The 19,256-nt window shown below is 64.8% G+C and carries 8 protein-coding genes and 2 pseudogenes; 6 read left to right on the plus strand and 4 right to left on the minus strand.

The features are described 5' to 3' along the window. Positions 1-43 precede the first annotated feature (43 nt). Both NOF55_RS23505 and NOF55_RS23510 read right to left on the minus strand, forming a co-directional pair. Positions 44-1,201, minus strand: a pseudogene (locus NOF55_RS23505) (AMP-binding protein); the annotation flags it as partial. 621 nt (positions 1,202-1,822) lie between these two features. Then, positions 1,823-2,293 (minus strand): annotated as a pseudogene (locus NOF55_RS23510) (formyltransferase family protein); the annotation flags it as partial. Between the two features lie 434 nt (positions 2,294-2,727). Here NOF55_RS23510 and NOF55_RS16635 point away from each other — a divergent pair. Genes NOF55_RS16635 through NOF55_RS16645 form a run of 3 tightly spaced genes read left to right on the plus strand, consistent with a single transcriptional unit; the run spans position 2,728 to position 6,286 of the window. Beyond that, the gene (locus NOF55_RS16635) at positions 2,728-3,936 is read left to right on the plus strand and encodes a glycosyltransferase (protein ID WP_306409969.1); all 1,209 of its coding nucleotides are present in this window, start codon (positions 2,728-2,730) and stop codon (positions 3,934-3,936) included. After that, on the plus strand, positions 3,936-5,273 hold the full coding sequence (locus NOF55_RS16640; protein ID WP_306409968.1) for an oligosaccharide flippase family protein: 1,338 nt from the start codon (positions 3,936-3,938) through the stop codon (positions 5,271-5,273). The genes NOF55_RS16635 and NOF55_RS16640 overlap by 1 nt, the downstream gene beginning before the upstream one ends. Before the next feature lie 26 nt (positions 5,274-5,299). Beyond that, entirely contained in the window at positions 5,300-6,286 is a 987-nt protein-coding gene (locus NOF55_RS16645) for a glycosyltransferase family 2 protein (protein WP_306409967.1), read from the plus strand. A gap of 9 nt (positions 6,287-6,295) precedes the next feature. Here the strand turns inward: NOF55_RS16645 and NOF55_RS16650 are convergent, their stop codons facing one another. Then, positions 6,296-7,495, minus strand: coding sequence for a glycosyltransferase family 2 protein (locus NOF55_RS16650; protein ID WP_306409966.1), 1,200 nt, complete (start codon positions 7,493-7,495; stop codon positions 6,296-6,298). Between the two features lie 412 nt (positions 7,496-7,907). Between NOF55_RS16650 and NOF55_RS16655 the strand changes: the two genes are divergently transcribed. Both NOF55_RS16655 and NOF55_RS16660 read left to right on the plus strand, forming a co-directional pair. After that, positions 7,908-14,375, plus strand: a complete 6,468-nt coding sequence (locus tag NOF55_RS16655) for a type I polyketide synthase (protein ID WP_306409965.1) — start codon at positions 7,908-7,910, stop codon at positions 14,373-14,375. 636 nt (positions 14,376-15,011) lie between these two features. Then, entirely contained in the window at positions 15,012-17,333 is a 2,322-nt protein-coding gene (locus NOF55_RS16660; protein ID WP_306409964.1) for a putative bifunctional diguanylate cyclase/phosphodiesterase, read from the plus strand. 227 nt (positions 17,334-17,560) lie between these two features. On the opposite strand, the gene NOF55_RS16665 is transcribed toward NOF55_RS16660, so the two are convergent. Next, positions 17,561-18,601, minus strand: a complete 1,041-nt coding sequence (locus NOF55_RS16665) for a glutamine synthetase beta-grasp domain-containing protein (protein WP_306409963.1) — start codon at positions 18,599-18,601, stop codon at positions 17,561-17,563. A gap of 365 nt (positions 18,602-18,966) precedes the next feature. Between NOF55_RS16665 and NOF55_RS16670 the strand changes: the two genes are divergently transcribed. Next, complete coding sequence (locus NOF55_RS16670; RefSeq protein WP_306409962.1) at positions 18,967-19,164, plus strand: DUF2735 domain-containing protein; 198 nt, start codon at positions 18,967-18,969, stop codon at positions 19,162-19,164. The last annotated feature ends 92 nt before the right edge of the window (positions 19,165-19,256 follow it).

Here is a 19,256-nt window from a genome sequence, read left to right on the forward strand (position 1 = left end):
AATAAATGACGACCTTGAAGCCCCGCGCCAGCGTCCAGAACAGTTCGAGAACCGAAATATCGAAGGACAGGCTGGTCACGGCGAGCCAGACGGGCTGGCTGGCCCTGTCATACGCGATCCGCTCGTCCATTCCGGCGAAGAAGTTGACGACGTTGCGGTGCTCGACCATCACGCCCTTCGGGCGGCCCGTCGAGCCGGACGTATAGATCACATAGGCCAGATGATGCGGCCCGACCTCGACGGCAGGCGGCTGCGCCGGCTGCGACCCGGCGAGAATGTCCTCCACGAACACGGTCCTGACGCCGGGCGCGGTGAGCGCACCGGCAAGGGTGCGGCTGGAAAGGATGACGGGAATGCCGCTGTCCTCCACCATGTAGGTGAGGCGGTCGGCCGGGAAATGCGGATCGAGCGGCACATAGGCGCCGCCCGCTTTCTGGATGGCCAGGGCGCCGACAACGAGATCGATGCAGCGCGGCAGGTTGAGGCCGACCATCGTGTCGGGTCCGATCCCCATGCCGACCAGCGCATGGGCGATCCTGTTGGCGCGCTCGTCGAGTTCGCGGTAGGTGATCTCCTCGTTGCGCCATGCCAGCGCCACGGCCTCGGGCGTGCGTGCGGCCTGACGCGCGATGAGCGTGTGGACGCAGGCCGAGCCGTCATATTCCCGCGCCGTGTCGTTCCACGCGTAAAGCACCCTGTCGGTCTCTTCGGGCGACATCAGCGGCAGGTCGGCGACGAGGCCCTCCTGCGTGGCGAAGGCCGAGGCGAGCCATTCGACCTGCCGGGCATATCGCGACGCGACCGCATCGGAGAGCCGGGCGCGATCGTAGATCAGCCGGTCGGCGCCGCCGGCGGCGCCAACCACGAAGGTCAGCGCGCATCCGGCAATGCCGGCCGCGTCGGCGGTATTACCGGTCTCGACGATGCCGACGGTCAGCCGGACGTCTTTCAGCTCCGGCTCGCGCCAGGTCAGGTCGTCCAGATAGGTTCCCTCGCCGCGCAGGACCTCGAGCCGGCCCGCCACGTCGGCGGTAAAAGCGCTGACAGAACCGGCCGAAGGCAGTTCGATGCGCAGCGGCACGCTTCTGGCGAAATAGCCGGGGAAGCGGCCGGCATGGCGCAGGACCGCATCGCCCGAATAGGCGACGTCGAGCCGGTCCTGACCCGAGAACCGGGCGAGGAACGCGGCAATCGCCGCCATGCGGCCGTCCGCCGTCAGGCGCGCCGGAAGGTCGAGCGCGATGCCGGCGAGATCGCCATCCCGCTGCGGTGTCTCGGCCACATCGAACAACTGGACGTCTTCCAGGGCCCGCAACCGCGCGACCGCCCTGTCCTCGTTGCGCACCACCTCGGCGACGGCGCCGTTCAGCGCCTCGATCTCCGCGTCCGGCAGCAGGGGCAGGGTCTCGCCCGGCCGAACGCTGGCGGAGAGGCGGATTTCGCGCCCGCCATCGCGGCAGACACCATCGATGACGACGTCGCCCTGCGCCGTGGCGACCACGACGCCATCCGTGCCGGCCGCGCGAACGCTGCCGGCCGGCACCCCGCCCGCCCCCGGCCCGGAGATTTCGAACTTGGTGAGAAGGAAGACGCGGCCGGCGTGGCGCACCTTCGGATGCACCAGCCGGTTGGCATAGCCGGGGCCGAAGTTCAGGGCGCGGTACAGGCGCGACAGTTCCTCCGCCGTCCTGTCGAACAGCAGGGTTCCCGCCGCATCCGGGCGGCGGTTCTTCGCGAAATAGCTGCGCTGCGAAAAGTCCTGCGGGCGCCCCGTCAGCGTCCCGTTCTCGATATCGGCGACCAAAGTCGCAAAGGTCTCCGCGCCGGCAGCAAGGCATTTGGTGTTCAGGGTCAGGCTGATATCGTCGGGGCTGATGTCGAAGCGGGCCTGCGCGTAAATGCGGCCCTCGTCGGCGCCGGTGGTGATTTCATGCCAGGTCACGCCGAATGACGTCTCGCCCGCGATGAGCGCCCAGGCGGGCGCATTCAGGCCGGCGAAACGTGGCAGGGGGCCATCATGAAAGTTGACGGCGCCGCTTCTGGCCTTCTGCCAGACCGCCTGCGGGATCATGCGAAGGTTGGCGATGCTGAACAACCAGTCGTAATCGACCGATTGGAGGGAGCGTGCGAGATCGTCGCCCCATTCCAGCGCCGGAATGTCGTGCTGGCGCGCCCAGTCCCTGACGGACGGGCTGGCCGAGACCACACCGTTGATCCGGTGGCCGCGGTCGCGCAGCAGCGTACAGCATTGTACCAGCAGCGATTCATCGCCGATGAGAAGGCAATCGAACATATAAACACCACCCCGCTACGATTACGCGCCACCCGTGTCAGCCAAGCCGATCGACATTCGACTTTCCAGTCAAAATTCCCTATAAATCTCCCCGCCGTCAAACATGCAGGCGGAACACCCGGATCGAATTAAGCTGAAATGTATCTCGCAATAGATCAACATATAACACATACAAAATGCAATGTTTAAATTTCCGGACAGAAATCGAACTTGACTACACCATTCACAAATCCGTCTATATTTTACATGGACCTTATACGATTAAGCATAATTAGAAAAAATTTCCGTCACTAACCATGTTTTCAGTTTTCCCGAATGAAACTTACCCCGAACGCGCGTTAATACATATACCGTTCCCCGTAATTATTGTAAACTACGCTGCGAGGCGAAGGAATATCGTAGCCCGCGCCGGAATTCCTTGATGGAAGTGCAGGATGAAGATTGGTTATTTCCTGAATACGTATCCTGTACCAAGCGGCACCTTCATCCGCCGGGAAATCGAAGCCCTCGAAGCCGAAGGCGAGACGGTATCGCGCTTCGCGGTCCGGCGCTTCGCGGGAGAACTGGTGGACCCGCGCGACATCGCCGAAAGCGACAAAACCGTCTATCTGCTGGAAGGAAACGTTGCGGACCTGATGCTGTCCACCCTGCGCGAAATCCTGCTCAATCCGGCCGGTGTCATGCGGATGCTGCCCGCCTGGATCACGCTCGTCCGCAACGCGGGTGGCGAGCCGATCCGTCATGCCGCCTATGCGATGCAGGCCGCCAGCCTGCGCCGGAAGACGCGCCGCGCCGGCATCGCCCACGTCCATGCGCATTACGGCACCAATACAGCGGCGGTGGTGATGCTCGCCCGTCTCATGGGCGGCCCGCGTTACAGCTTCACCGCCCACGGGCCGGATGAATTCGTCGACGCCGAATCCCGCAGCTACGCCCTGAAAATCCGGCATTCGTCCTTCGTGGTCGCCATTTCGGACTATTGCAAGCGCGTCCTGAGCGGCATCGGCGGGGACGAGGACAGCCGCCGGAAAATCGAGGTGGTGCGGTGCGGCCTGCGCCTGGAGGACTTCGTGCCGCCGCCTCCCATCCAGCCCGGCAACCTCACGCTGGTCTGCGTGGGGCGCCTGTGCCCGCAGAAGGGGCAGGTTCATATCCCCGCGGCCGTGGCGGCCTTGCGGGGCGACTTTCCCCAGCTTCGCGTCATTCTCGTCGGCGACGGAGAAAGCCGGGCCGACGTCGAGGCGGAAATCCGCCGCCACGGCGTCGAAAGGCAAGTCCTCCTGCATGGCTGGGCCTCAAACGAGGAGGTGCGCCGGCTGATCCGCGACGGCCGCGCGCTCCTGCTGCCGAGCTACGCCGAGGGGCTGCCGATCGTGCTGATGGAATCGCTGGCCCTGTGCCGGCCCGTCATCACGACGACGATCGCCGGCATACCGGAACTCGTCGATGCGACCTGCGGCTGGCTCGTCCAGCCCGGCGACCACGCGCAACTCGTCGCGGCCATGCGCTCGGCGCTGGAAGCCACGCCCGCCGACATCGACCGGATGGGACGGGCGGGCCGCGCAAGGGTCATGGCCATGCACGACATTCGCAGGCTGGCGGGCGATCTCGCCCGGCTGTTCGCAGGCGGCGGGAATCGCTGATGGCCATTTCGCAGAGACGTGTCGTCACGGGAGCGATGTGGACGATCGGAACCTATGTCCTGACCGTCGGGATACGCTTCGTATCCAACATCATCCTGTCGCGGATCGTGGTTCCCGAGGTGTTCGGCGTGCTGATGATCATCACCACGCTGAAGTTCGGCATCGAACTTTTGACGGATGTCGGCATCGCCCAGAACGTCGTGCGCAGCAAGGACGGCGACAAGAAGTCGTTCCAGAACACGGCCTGGACGCTTCAGTTCGTCCGTGGCCTCGTTCTCTTCGGCCTGCTGACGATGGCCGCCTATCCCCTCAGCCAGATCTACCAGATCCCCGCCTCGGCCATCCAGTTGAGCGGCCTGACGCTGGTCATCCTGGGAGCGGCGTCGACCTCGATCTATTACCTGCAACGGCAGATGCAGCTCATGCGGATGAACCTGTTCGACCTGGCGGTCGACGCCGTTTCCGCCGTGCTCGTGGTCGGCCTCGCCCTGATCAACCCGACCGTGTGGTCGATCATCGCGGCCAATCTGCTCGGCGCCGCCTTTCGCGCCACATTGAGCTACGCGCTGCCGCGGGCCCGCAACTGGTTCGAATGGAACAGGGCGCATGTTGAGGAGGTGCTGTCGTTCGGGAAGTGGATTTTCCTGTCGTCGATCCTGTCCTTCCTGTGCATGAATTTCGACAAGCTTTTCCTCGCCCAGTCGCTGCCGCTCGCCGTCGTCGGGGTTTATGCGATCGCCCGCACCATCGCCGACCTTCCCTCCGCCCTGATCGGCCGCATCAGCTATCAGCTCGTGTTTCCGCTGATCGCCGCCCATGCCGGGGAAACGCGTGCTGCCCTGCGCCGGCATGTCGGCTCGCTGCGCCTGAAGCTTCTGCTCGGCGCGGCCTTCTGCATGGCGTTCGGTATTTCGGTCGCCGATATCGCAACCGAGATCATCTATGATTCCCGCTATCACGAGGCCGGCTGGATGCTGGCGATGCTGCTCGTCGGAATCTGGTTCTCCATCGTCTGCACCGTCAACGACTACATGCTGCTCGGGCTCGGCAAGCCCGTCTATGCGGTGATCGGAAACAGCCTGAAGCTTGCCGGCCTCGTCGCGCTCACGCCGGTTGCATCGGCGTGGATGGGGCTGCCGGGTGCGATCATGGCGATATCGGCGTGCGAATTGTTTCGCTATCTTCCCGTCGTCTATGGGCAATGGCGCGAGCAGATATCCTTCGTCAGGCAGGACGTTCTGGTCAATGCCGCCCTGGTGGCGTTCCTCGCCCTGTTCCTGTTCGTGCGCCTGGAAACGGGTTTCGGCACGCCCTTCGACGCAATCCCCGGATTTTGACGGGCGAAACCCGCAGGAGGACACCGATGCACAGCGCAGTCGAGGATGTCGGGGTCGTGCTGATCGGCCGCAACGAGGGCGCCCGCCTCACCGCCTGCATGGCATCGCTCGGTCCGCTGGCGTCCCGCTCCGTCTATGTCGATTCCGGTTCCACCGACGGCAGCGTCGAGGCGGCGCGCAGGATGGGGCTGACGGTGGTGCTGCTCGACGCCGGCACGCCCTTCACCGCCGCGCGTGCCCGCAACGCCGGGTTTGCCGAACTGATGCGGACCGCACCCGCGCTCGACTTCGTCCAGTTCGTCGACGGGGACTGCCGGATCGCCGCCGGCTGGATCGAGAAGGCCCGGGCTTTCCTTCTGAACCGGGACGACGCGGCCATCGTCTGCGGGCGACGGCGGGAACGTTTCCCGGATGCCTCCATCTACAACGCGATCTGCGACCGGGAATGGGACACGCCGGTCGGCGAGGCCATCGCCTGCGGCGGCGATTGCCTCGTGCGCAGCAGCGCCTTTCGCGCGGTCGGCGGCTATGCCCCCGACCTCATCGCGGGCGAGGAACCCGAAATGTGCCTGCGGCTGCGCGAGGCGGGTTGGTCCATCTGGCGCATCGATGCGGAAATGACCCTGCACGATGCCGCTCTCACCCATTTTTTCCAATGGTGGCGGCGGTCCGTCCGGGCCGGGCATGCCTATGCGGAGGTCGCCGCGCGGCACAGGACATCGCCCAAACGGATCTGGTCGCAAAACGTGCGGCGCGCCGTCCTGTGGGGCGGTCTGCTGCCACTGCTGGCCGTTTCGGGCAGTCTCGCCATCCACCCGGCCTTCCTCGCCCTGCTGGCGGCCTATCCGCTGCAAATCGCGCGGCTTGCCGTCCGCAGCGACCTGCCCCGCCCGGACAACTGGCGGCATTCCTTCTTCATGGTGATCGGCAAGTTCGCGGAAATGCAGGGCGTTTGCGCCTATTACCTGAACAGGCTGTGCAACCGCCGCCAGACGCTCATCGAATACAAATAGAGGGGAAGATCAGTCGCCGGACCCTCTGCGGTCGGTCCTGATCCAGCCGTCGCGACGCGCTGCGAAGAACGCGAACGGGGCCTTCAGCATGCGCGAGGCGACCAGAACGACCGCGCGGCCGAGATCCTCCGCCGGCAGGATGGCGCGGCCGAAGGCTAGCCAGGCCGACAGGGTCGCGACGAGGAAGAGAGTGATGTTCAGGACGGACAGGCCCCACGGCAACAGGTCCGGTTGCAGACCCCATGTCGCGACCGTCGTCACCAGCAGGGACGCGACGAGAAGCGCCGCCAGCACGGTGAGCGGCGGTATCGCCGTGGCGAGCGCGGCGAACGCGCCGGCGATATTGCCCCGGGCGAGTGCCCGCGGCACGCTGACGAGAGCGCCGGCGATCAGCGTCAGATGCCCGCCGATCCAGCGGCGGCGCTGCGACTGCAAGCCCGTCGCGGTCTGCGGAAACGGGCTGAGGACCACGGCCTCCTCGCAGAAGACCGGCCCCGATCCGGCAACCGCCAGTTCCAGCCCCATCTTCATGTCCTCGACGAGATGCCCGTGGGCGAGGTGCAGGCCGTTCAGCGTCTGCCACGGGAAAGCCATGCCGCTGCCTGTGAGGTGGCACGGCAGGCCGAGCCGGTGAAGGCCGCGCTGGCGCACCTTGTTCTTGAGCATGAAGGTGAATTCGGCGACCTTTACGGGGATTGCCGCATCGGCGGGCGCCGTCATCAGGTAAAGCGACTGCACCGGCCTGCCGGTCTGGACCGCCGTCTCCACCAGCCGCTCCACCGCATCCGGCGCTGGAAAACAATCCGCATCGATGAGAACGACGACGGACGGCGGCGCCGACGCCAGATATTGCATGCCGGCATCCAGGGCATAGCCCTTGCCCCTGTGGACGGGGTCGTTGCGCTCCACAACCTCCGCTCCCGCGGCGGCGGCGATCCGGGCGGTCTGGTCGGTACAGTTGTCGGCAATGACGACCAGCCTGTCCCCGTCCGCGAGTGCGGCGCGGATCGCCGCGAGCGAGCCGGCAAGAACGGCCTCCTCGTCATGGGCGGGAACCAGCACGGCGGCATGCGGCCGCGCCTGCTTCACGGCGTCGGAACGGCGGCGGCCGGGGACCAGTGCGGCGAACAGCTCGGCGGCATACAGGAAGGTGATGGCCGAAAGCCCGATATTCAGGGCGAAAAGGCACCAGAAAGAAACGGACTGCATGACCGGCAAAGACGTCTCCCCGAGAACGAGGCCCCTCGAAAACCATCGCGAATTCTATCGCCCGTTCCCGTCGCCCAAACAAAATTCACTATTAACGGACGAATTTCGAATAGCGGGAATATGTTCCTTCAAAAACGGGGCGCTTCCGTTATGGGCTGCGCAGATGTTTCCTGCCCATCATATCGGCACGAATGCAGGTTTTGTTCTCAAACGCCTCCCGCTTCGCTCCTTGAAAGAATATTTTTCGAACGATAACGGCAGTTTCATTGCTCTCACATGTTTGTGTCAATGCAATAATTCGGAATTATTTTTCACCTTTAAGTCAAGTTAACTGCATAAAAAATTTATTGATGCCTGAATATCAATTTTGATACTAGAATTGTCAAGGCGCGGGATTTAACGAAGAACTGAAATGATGCAAACGCAAATCGATGCTTCGCCGAATGATATCGCAATCGTAGGCATGGCGCTGAGGGTGCCGGGTGCGAGAACGGTGGACGCGTTCTGGCAGAACCTGCGCTCGGGCACGGAATCGATCCGCACCCTTTCGGAGGAGGAGCTGATCGCAGCCGGCGAAAGCCAGTCGCGCATCCTCAATCCGAATTATGTCCGCCGCACCGCCGACATGCCGGACATGGAAATGTTCGATGCCGATTTCTTCGGGCTCAGCCCCAAGGAAGCGGCGATCATGGACCCGCAGCACCGGCAGTTCCTTGAATGCGCCTGGGAGGCGATGGAGGATGCGGGCCGCACGCCGAACACGATCCCCGGCCCGGTCGGCGTGTTCGCGGGATGCGGCATGGGCAGCTACTTCTATTTCAACGTTTGCAGCAACCGGCAGCTCGTCGAGCAGACGGGCATGTTCCTGCTGCGCCATACCGGCAATGACAAGGATTTTCTCGCCACCCGCGCCTCCTTCGCCTTCAACCTGCGCGGGCCGAGCGTCAACGTGCAGACGGCCTGCTCCACATCGCTGGTGGCCGTGCATTACGGCTGCCAGAGCCTGCTCAACGGCGAAACCGACATGGTGCTGGCGGGCGGCGTGACCATCGAGCTGCCGCACCGGCGCGGCTACATCTTCCACGAAGGCGAGATCCTGTCTCCCGACGGGCGCTGCCGGCCCTTCGACCACCGCGCGGCCGGAACCGTGTTCGGCAGCGGCGCCGGCGTCGTCGTGCTTCGCCGCCTTTCCGACGCGATCGCCGACGGCGACATCATCCACGCCGTGATCAAGGCCACGGCCGTCAACAACGACGGTGCGACCAAGGCGGGCTATCTGGCGCCGAGCGTCACCGGCCAGGCCGAAGCGATCATCGAGGCGCAGGGGCTCGCCGGGATCGACGCGGACACCATCCAGTATGTCGAATGTCACGGCACCGGCACGGCGCTGGGCGACCCGATCGAGATCGAGGCGCTCACGCAGGCCTTCCGGCAGACGACCAGCCGGACCGGCTTCTGCCATGTCGGCTCCGTCAAGGCGAATATCGGCCATCTCGACACGGCCGCCGGGGTCGTCAGCCTGATCAAGGCGACGCTGGCGCTGAAGAACGGCGAGATACCGCCCGTTCTGGGCTTCGAGAAACCGAACTCCTCGATCGATTTCGACAGCAGCCCGTTCACCGTCAACGACGCGCTGATGCCGTGGCCGGATGTCGACGGCCCGCGCCGCGCCGCCGTCAATTCGCTGGGCGTCGGCGGCACCAATGCGCATGTCATCCTGGAACAGGCGCCGGTCGAGGAGCATTCGAACGGCGCGTTCGACGACGAACCGCAGATCCTGCTTCTGAGCGCCCGACACCGCAAGGCGCTCGACCGGATGGCCGAGCGCCTGGGCGAAGCTATCGCCAGCCGACCGGCGCTTTCGATGGCGGACACGGCCTATACGCTGCACGCCGGGCGCCAGCATTTCGAGCATCGCCGCGTCCTCGCCGTGCGCGGCCGCCGGGACGCCATCGCCGTGCTGTCCGGCGCGGAGCCGAAACGCCTGTTCAGCCACACGGCCCTCGATGCGCCGGCGGGCTCGGTTTTCCTGATGCCCGGCGGCGGCGCGCAGCATGCGGGCATGGCGGCCGTCCTCTACGCGCAGGACGGCGCCTTTCGCGCATCGGTCGACGAGGGGCTTTCCTATCTCGCGGCGGCCGTCGCGGCCGACATCCGCGACGTCTGGTTCGGCGCGGACGGCGAGGCGGCGGACAGGTTCCTGCGCCCCTCCCTTCAGCTTCCGGCCATCCTGATCGTCGAGGTGGCCATCGCCCGCCTGTGGATGGACCGGGGCGTCCGGCCCGCCGCCCTGATCGGCCATTCGATGGGCGAGAACGCCGCGGCCTGCATCGCCGGCGTGATGACCTATCGCGACGCCGTGAACCTCGTGCGCCTGCGCGGCGAGCTGTTCGACACCATCGCGCCGGGGGGCATGCTCAGCGTTCCCCTGTCCCCCGACCGGCTGTCGGCCCTGTTGCCGCCGGAACTCGACCTCGCCTCGGTGAATGCGCCGGAACTCTGCGTGGTGTCCGGCCGCGACGAGGACATCGACGCCTTCCGGGCGGCGCTGGCCGAAAAGGGCATCGATGCGACGCGCGTCGCCATCGACATCGCCGCGCATTCGCGCATGCTCGACGGCATCTTGCCGAAATTCGAAGCCTTCCTGCGCGGCATACGCCTCGAGGCGCCGTCGATCCCGATCATGTCCAACCTGACGGGCGACTGGCTCACCCATTCCGATGCCTGCGATCCGCTCTACTGGGTGCGGCACCTGCGCTCGACCGTCCTTTTCGCGGAGGGCATGGCAAAGCTCTCGCAGACACCGGGGCGCATCTATATCGAGGCCGGGCCCGGGCGCACGCTTTCCTCGCTCGCCAAGCTCCAGCCGGGCATCCAGGCCAACGAGGTCATCAACACGCTGCCGCATCCCGACGACGACACGGACGACCGCATCCATTTCCTCTCCGCCGTCGGGCGGGCATGGGCCACCGGCCTTGATGTCGACGTCGAACGGTCATGGCGGGACCATGCACCGCGCCGCGCCAGCCTGCCGGCCTATCCCTTCCTTCACCAGCGCTATTTCATCGAGCGGGTGAAGGATGCCGCCCGGTCGCCTGAGGCAACCGATGCCCCGCTGGCGAGGCAGGCCGACATGGCCGACTGGGGCTATCGTCCGACCTGGAAGCAGGCTCTTAGCGATGCGCCCATCGATGCCGGAATCGAGCCGCGCTCCTGGCTGGTCTTCATGGACGACACGGGCCTCGGCGCAAAGCTGACGGCCCGGCTGACCGCGCTCGGCCACAGCGTGACCACGGTTTCCGTCGGCGACGCCTTCGGCAAGATCGGGCAGAACGCCTATGTCCTCTGCCCGGAAGACGGGCGGGTCGGATACGATGCGCTGGTCAGCGGCCTGATCGAGGACGGCCCCTTCCCGTCCCATATCGTCCATCTCTGGCTCGTGACCGGTGACGAGACGCACCGGCCGGGATCGAGCTTCTTCGACCGCTTGCAGGAGCATGGCTTCTACAGCCTGTTCCATCTGGCCCAGGCGATGGGCGACGCCTCGCTGAAGGATTGCCATATCGATGTCGTGACCAACGGCATGCAGCGGGTCGGCGACGAGGCGCTGCCGCATCCCGGCAAGGCGACCGCGCTGGGGCCGGGGCTGGTGATCGCGAAGGAACTGGAGAACACCACCATCCGCCTGATCGACATCGACCGCCCGGCGGAGCCGGAGGCCCGCAACGGCTCCACCCTGCAAAACCTTCTGCGGACCGTGGCGAAGGCGCCGGAGGCCGCAACGGCCGGATACGGGCTCGACCAGCTCTGGGACGATCTGTTCGCGACGCCCGCCAGCGAAGTGGTGGCCTACAGGAAAGGCCGCCGCTGGATCCGCCATTACGAGCGGCTGCCGCTCCGGCCCGCCGATGCGGCACAGCAGTTCCGGCAGAAGGGCGTCTATCTGCTGACCGGCGGCCTCGGCGACCTGTCCCTCGTCATGGCGCGGGAACTGGCGGGGCGGTTTGCGGCACGGCTCGTTCTTCTCGGCCGGACACGGCTGCCCGAACGATCCGAGTGGACGGCCTTCCGCCGCCTGCATGCCGGCAACCACCCGGTCTGCCGCGCCATCGCCGCCATCGGCGAACTCGAGGCGCTGGACGCGGAGGTCCTCTACATCACCGCCGATGTGCGGGACCCCGAGCAGATGGCCAGGGCCATCGAAACCGCAAAGGCGAAGTTCGGCGCCCTTCACGGGGTCCTCCACACCGCCGGCATCGTCGATGACAATCTGATCCAGTTGAAGTCCTTCGCCGAAACCGAGAATGTCCTGTCGCCGAAAGTGTACGGGACCGCCGTGCTCGACCGTCTGCTGGAAAAGGAACCGCTCGATCTTTTCGTGCTGTTTTCCTCGACCAGCACCGACACGGGTCCGGCGGGACAGGTCGACTACGTTGCCGCCAATGCCTATCTGAACGCCTATGCGGAAAGCCGCGCCGGCATTGCGGGCCGGCGCACCGTGGCGGTTCACTGGGGCATCTGGAACGAGGTGGGGATTGCCGCGCGGGCGGCAGGCGGCGGCAGCACCGCCGCCGCGAACGGCCATCAGCCAGCCCCGGCGCACGGGCCGCTTTTCGAGCAATGGGTGGAGGATGCCGGCCGCACACAATGGCTTCAGTTCACCGCCAGCCCCGAGCGCCACTGGATGTGGAGCGAGCACCGCCTCGTCTCGGGCCTGCCCATCCTGCCGGGCACCGGCTATATCGAACTCATCGCCCAGGCGATGGCGGAATACGGCATCGACGGCGGATTCGAAATCCGGGACCTCATTTTCCTCAGCACGCTCGACATCGCCGACGGAACGGAAAAACCGGTCCGCGTCCGCCTCGAGCAGCAGGACGGCGGCCTCCGCGCCTATGTCGCGGCGGGCTCGGAAGGGGGCGACGCCGATACGTTCCACATCCATGCGGAAGCATCGGTCCACCGGCTGCAAGAGACGGTTCCGGGCAGGCTGCGGGTCACGCTGGACGACGACCGCTGGACAAGCACCCGCCGCGCCGAGGCCGACCGCGCCTTGCCGTCAGCACAGGAGAACCACATCAAATTCGGGCCGCGCTGGTCCGTGCTTCGCGCCGTATCGCTCGGAAACGGCGACGCTCTGGCAAGACTCGCCCTTCCGGCTGCCTTTGCCGCCGACATCGAGGCGGGAACGCGCCTGCATCCGGGTCTTCTCGATATTGCGACCGGCTACGCGATGGAGCTGATCGCGGGATACGACCGCTCCGGCGTGCTGTGGGCGCCGGTGTCCTATGGCAGCATCCGCGTCCATGACACGCTGCCTTCGGAGGTTCTCAGCCACGTCCGGCTGTCCGAAATCGGCAATGCGGACGACGGCTATGCGGCCTTCGACGTCACGATCGCACGGCCGGACGGCACCGTCGTTCTGGAGGTGGAGCGTTTCACGATCAAGCGGCTGGCGGACAATGTCAGTTTCGCGAGCCCGGCCGCACAGACCGGGCGGGTGGGCCGGCGGGCGGACGCCGCCGCATCGCCGGCCGCTGCCGAGCTGGCGGCGCAGGTCCGGCAGGGCATCCTGCCGTCGGAAGGCTTCGAGGCCCTGTCGCGCGCGCTGGCGACCGGCCAGCCGCAGCCGATCGTTTCCACCATGCCGCTCGACCGGCTGCGCGAACGGGCGAACCGCGTGGAGAAGGATACGGCCGCGCAATCGCAGGTGTTCGAGCGCCCGGATCTCGACAGCGACTACGTCGCGCCGCGCACCGACATAGAGCGCACGCTCGCGGGATACTGGACGGAGCTTCTGGGTGTCGAGCGCATCGGCGTTCACGACAGCTTCTTCGACATCGGCGGGCATTCGCTGATCGCCGTGCGCCTGTTCCGCATGATCCACCAGACCTTTTCGGTCGACCTGCCGATATCGGTGCTGTTCAGGGCGCCGACGATTGCCCAATGCGCCGAACTCATCTCGGCGGAAAGCGCACCGGCGCCGGAAACCGATGCGCAGCACGGGCAGGCAGGCGCCACGGCCGTGCCGACGCACCTCGTGCCGATGAACGAGGGACAGGGCGGCCACGCCACGCCCCTCTTCCTGTGCGCGGGCATGTTCGGCAACGTGCTGAACCTGCGCCACCTGTCCCTGCAACTCGGCAGCGACCGGCCCGTCTATTGCCTGCAAGCGCGCGGCCTTTACGGCGGGCAGGAGCCGCATGAGACGTTCCCGGAGATGGCGCGGGATTACCTTGCCGAAATTCGCGCCGTCCAGCCGCACGGACCCTATTTCCTCGGCGGCTTTTCCGGCGGCGGCCTGGTCGCCTACGAAATGGCGCTTCAGCTCGAAGCGGCCGGCGAGGAGGTGGCTCTGGTGGTGATGCTCGACACCCCCTTGCCAGGCCCCAACCACCTGACGGTCGTGGACCGCCTCTTGATGAAGGCCCAGGATGTGAGGCGCGACCGCGGGGCCTTCATCGCCAAGTGGCTCAAGAACCGGCGCGAGTGGGCGCATTACCAGGAATCGAAATCGCTCCAGGCACAGCCGAAGGCGGTCGATTTCCACAACGAGCGCATCCATGCGGCCTTCCTGCGCGCGCTGGACCGCTACGAGGTCAAGCCCTACGGCGGACATGTCCTGCTGCTGCGTCCGAAAATGAAGGTGCTCTACAGGATCACCGGCGGGCGGCAGTTGCAGGAGGGACGCAACCTCGTGCGCTACGACAACGGCTGGTCTCCCTACGTCCCGAACCTCACCGTCCTCGAGGTTCCCGGCGATCACGACTCTATGGTGCTCAATCCGAATGTGCGCGTCATGTCGGCGCGGATTCGCCAGCATCTGGCCGAGGCCGAAGCAAGCTTCTCGCTGCCGCCGACGACGCTTGCCGCCGAATAGGCGTTTTCGCACGAAACCGGAGGCGCCGCGCGGAAGCGGCGGCCTCCCCTGCCCAACGATGCGCCCGGCGGTGTTGCCGGATAGAATTTCCATCAATAGTTGTAATTATACGGAAAACGGTATCCCTGCTTCGGCGATGCCCCGCTCATGGCCCCGTCGAACGGTTTTTGCGACCGGCCTTCCCGCAAAACCGGCGGATTCCGGGCGATAAGCGGCATTTTTTTAACTTTTCCACCTAATATACGATCCTGATCCGGGCGCATGGCCGCCCCATTTCCCGCCGGACGACGGGGATGGCGCGGCGGCTGACGAATGCAACCGGATCGCCACGTCATGATGCCGTGGGCCGGGCGATATCGTCCGGCGGCGTGCCGCTCCGGCACATCCCGTTCCCTCGGCAAAGCGTTCCTCACATGACAACAATCATATCGGGCACTTCTTTAAATTACAATTATAGATGGCTTTCTCCGACCGTCCCATCTTGCGTCTCCGGTTCATAGGCATGGCGCGGCTGAAACCGACTGTCCGCGTTGCTCCCGCCGCCATCCGGCTCGAGAACCACCGGCCGCCCACCGCCGCCGCAACAGACGTCATCCCCGGGCCCGACGCAATGAAGCCGGAGAAGGAACAGGCATCATGAGAGACATCATCCGCCCCATCGCCCGGTTCTTCTCGGTTCCGACCGACAATCCGGAACTTCTGAAGGCCCAGTACCGCGCATTCTCGCGGCAGATGCCGATGATGTATCTCATCCTCATGCTGAGCACATGGGCGCTGGCCATCACCCATATGGACGAGGGCGCGCCGGTCTGGCTGACCATCGGCATTCCGCTGCTGTTCACGCTCGTCTCGGCCCTGAGGATCCGACGCTGGTGGAAATCGCGACACATCGAGCCGACCGCCGAAATTGCCGCCGGCGCCCTGCGGCGCACCAATCGTCTCGCGCCGGGCATCGCAATCAGCTTCACCCTGTGGTCGTTCCTGCTGTTTCCCTATGGCAACGCCTATGCGCAGTCGCATGTCGCCTTCTACATGGCGATCACGGTCATCACCTGCATCTTCTGCCTGATGCACCTGCGCTCGGCCGCCATGATCGTCGCCGTCATCGTCAACGGCGCGTTCGTCACCTTCTTCGCCCTCACCGGCCACGCGGTCTTCATGGCGACCGCCGTCAACATCATCCTCGTCTCCGCCGGCATGCTGGTCATTCTCGGGATCAATTACCGCGACTTCACCCGCATGGTAAATGCCCGGACCGAATCCCTCCGCAAGGAGCGGGAGCAAAGCCGGCTGCTGCACATGATCGACGACATGCCGGTCGCGGTCATGACGGTCGAGCCGGACACGCTGAAGATCAATTATGCCAACGAGACCTCGAAACAGCTCATCCGGAACATCGAGCATCTCCTGCCCCTGAAGGCGGACGACCTGCTCGGCACGTGCATCGACATCTTCCACAGGCACCCGGAGCATCAGCGCGGCATCCTCGCCGATCCCGCCAACCTGCCGCACAATGCCCGGATCAAGCTCGGGCCGGAAGTGCTCGACCTGAAAGTCTCCGCCGTCCGCGACAATGACGGCAGCTATATCGGCCCGATGCTGACCTGGGCGCTCGTCACCAAGGAAATCGAGGCGGAAAACCGCATCCTCCAGCTCGCCCATTACGACACGCTGACCGGGCTTGCCAACCGCAACACCTTCCAGGAGCAACTGGCGGCGCGGCTTGCGGCACCCGAAGGCCGGATCGGCCTCCTGTTCCTCGATCTCGACGGCTTCAAGCTCGTCAACGACACGCGGGGACACCGCGCCGGCGACATGCTGCTGAAGCAGGTTGCCGAACGGTTGCAGGCGATCTGCACCGGGCCGTCCATGAGCATCTCGCGGCTGGGCGGCGACGAATTCGCCGTGGTGGCCCCCTATGAAGACCCCGATCAGGCCGTGACGCTCGGCAACGCGATCATCGGCGCGCTCAGCGCGCCCTACCACCTCGAAAACGACTGGCAGGCGCAGATCGGCGTCTCCATCGGCCTCTCCCTCGCGCCGGAACATGGAGACGACGCCGAAACGCTGCTCTCGCGCGCCGATATCGCCCTCTATTCGGCCAAGGCGGCAGGCAAGGGAACGCTGCGGCTCTTCCAGCATGACATGGAATGCCGCATTCACGAGCGGGTGCGGCTGGAGGCGAAACTGCGCGGCGCACTCGACGGAAACGACGGCCTGTTCGTCTTTTACCAGCCCATCGTCGATATCCACACCGGCAAGACCACCGCCCGCGAGGCCCTGGTGCGCTGGCATCATCCGCAGCGCGGATGGATTTCGCCCGGCGAATTCGTGCCCGTGGCCGAGCAATGCGGCCTGATTGACCGGCTCGGGGGATTCGTGCTGCAAAGCGCCTGCCGCGAGGCCGCCACATGGCGCGACGGCGCCCGCGTCGCCGTCAACGTCTCGGCCGGACAGCTGGGCAAGGGCACGCTGGCGCCCGCCGTGCTTGCGGCACTGGTCGAATCCGGCCTGGAGCCCGGCCGGCTGGAAATCGAGGTGACGGAAACCGCCCTGCTCACCGAGGAAGCGGACGCCATCGGCGACCTGCGGCGCATACGCGACATGGGCGTCAGGGTCGCGCTGGACGATTTCGGCACCGGCTATTCCTCCCTCGCCCATCTGCGGGCCTTCCCCTTCGACAAGATCAAGATCGACGGCTCTTTCGTGAGGGACGCCGTCGACCGGCCCGATTGCGCCGCCGTCGTCCGGGCCATCGCCGAACTCGGCAAGCGGCTCGGCGTCACCACCGTCGCCGAGGGTGTCGAAACGCAAGCGCATCTCGACCGCGTGCGGGAGGAAGGGTGCAGCGAGGTTCAGGGCTATTTCTTCAGCCGCCCGATGCCGAGCGAGCGGGACGCGCCGCTGATCGAAAGGCTGAACGCCGCGCTGCGGGACGAACGCGCCTCGTCCCGTTAGGGCATTTCATCTTTTTCATGGAAACGCTGAAATGCTCCCATTATTTGTTTTTATGCATTTCCGCATGGAAAACCGCGTTACACTTTTCCTGGAGTTGCTCCAGAGCACCTTTCGATCAGCTGGAACACCGGATTCAAGATAAGATGCTCTCAAGGGCACCGAACGAGAAAACCTCCCCGCCTTTCGACGGGGAGGTTCATCGGTTCGTACCGAAGGATCCGGCCTGATCAGGCGGCGGCCGTCGCGAAGTTTTCGGCCGGGACTTCCGAGATCGTCTTCAGGATCTGCGAGGCGATCTGGTAGGGGTCGCCCTGGGAGTTCGGGCGGCGGTCTTCGAGATAGCCCTTGTAATCGTTGTTCACGAAGGAATGCGGCACGCGGATCGAGGCGCCACGGTCGGCCACACCGTAGGAGAACTTGTTCCACGGAGCCGTTTCGTGCTTGCCCGTCAGGCGCATGTGGTTGTCCGGGCCGTAGACGGCGATGTGATCGTCGATATTCTTCGCGAACTGTGCCATCAGCGCTTCGAAATAGGGCTTTCCGCCCACTTCGCGCATGAACTTGGTCGAGAAGTTGCAGTGCATGCCGGAACCGTTCCAGTCGGTGTCGCCGAGCGGCTTGCAGTGCCATTCGATATCGATGCCGTACTTTTCCGTCAGGCGGGTCAGCAGGTAGCGGGCAATCCAGATTTCGTCGGCGGCCTTCTTGGAGCCCTTGCCGAAGACCTGGAATTCCCACTGGCCCTTGGCCACTTCGGCGTTGATGCCTTCGTGGTTGATGCCGGCGGCGAGGCACAGGTCCAGATGCTCTTCAACGATCTGGCGCGCGATGCTGCCGACGTTCTTGTAGCCGACGCCCGTGTAGTACGGACCCTGCGGAGCGGGGAAGCCCTGCTCCGGGAAGCCGAGCGGACGGCCGTCCTTGTAGAAGAAATATTCCTGCTCGAAGCCGAACCAGGTGTCGGGATCGTCGAGGATGGTGGCGCGGCTGTTGGACGGGTGCGGCGTCTTGCCATCGGGCATCATGACTTCACACATGACCAGAACGCCGTTGGTGCGGGCCGGATCGGGGAAGACGGCAACCGGCTTCAGAACGCAGTCGGAGCTGCGGCCTTCGGCCTGCTCGGTCGAGGAACCGTCGAAACCCCAGAGCGGCAGCTGCTCCAGCGTCGGGAAAGACTCAAATTCCTTGATCTGAGTCTTGCCGCGGAGGTTCGGGACAGGCTTGTAGCCATCGAGCCAGATATACTCGAGCTTAAATTTGGTCATTGCGAATCTCTCACTACGTAACGTTGCAAGGCCCTTGCTATACCGACAAGGCGGCGGATGAAGGTCGCTCGCTACCATGCACGCCGCGTGCCAGACTGGGAGCCGCGCGGTCAGAAAGTGTCCAAGTCCTTTATTTCAAAGGGCTCGAAACGGCGCCAAGGGAACCGGATGCCGGCTCGCGCGTTTCATTTGCACATAAATGCACAAAATGTAGCCAACGCCCTTACATAATCAGGCAAATTGCAAAAATAATTAGTTACAACTCGATCAGATCATGATAATAAAATAGGCTTAACGCCTAAAAAATGCGCAAAAACTAACCGGATGGATGTTTTGCATAAAGAGTAGCTCGGAAAGGAAAGACAATGACCGCAGGTTTTCACCACGATTCCGCTAACATATACCAGTTCCCCGTCGCAACGCGGCGCCGGACCTTCGGGCAAAAAGCGGAAAACATGCAGTCGTCTGTCATCGACTTTCCGCAGCCGGTGCATTACGCCGTCGTCGATACCTGCTGGTATCACCAGGAAGCCATCGCGACCGACGGCAAGACGACCAACTGACCCCTGTCCCTGTCCCTGCCCCCTCACCCGCATCTGCGGCACTCGTGCCCGATGCGGGTGAGAGCACCTTCTCTCCATGCCGGCCGCTGAGT

Source organism: Ectorhizobium quercum (assembly GCF_026552795.1).
GTDB lineage: Bacteria > Pseudomonadota > Alphaproteobacteria > Rhizobiales > Rhizobiaceae > Ectorhizobium > Ectorhizobium quercum.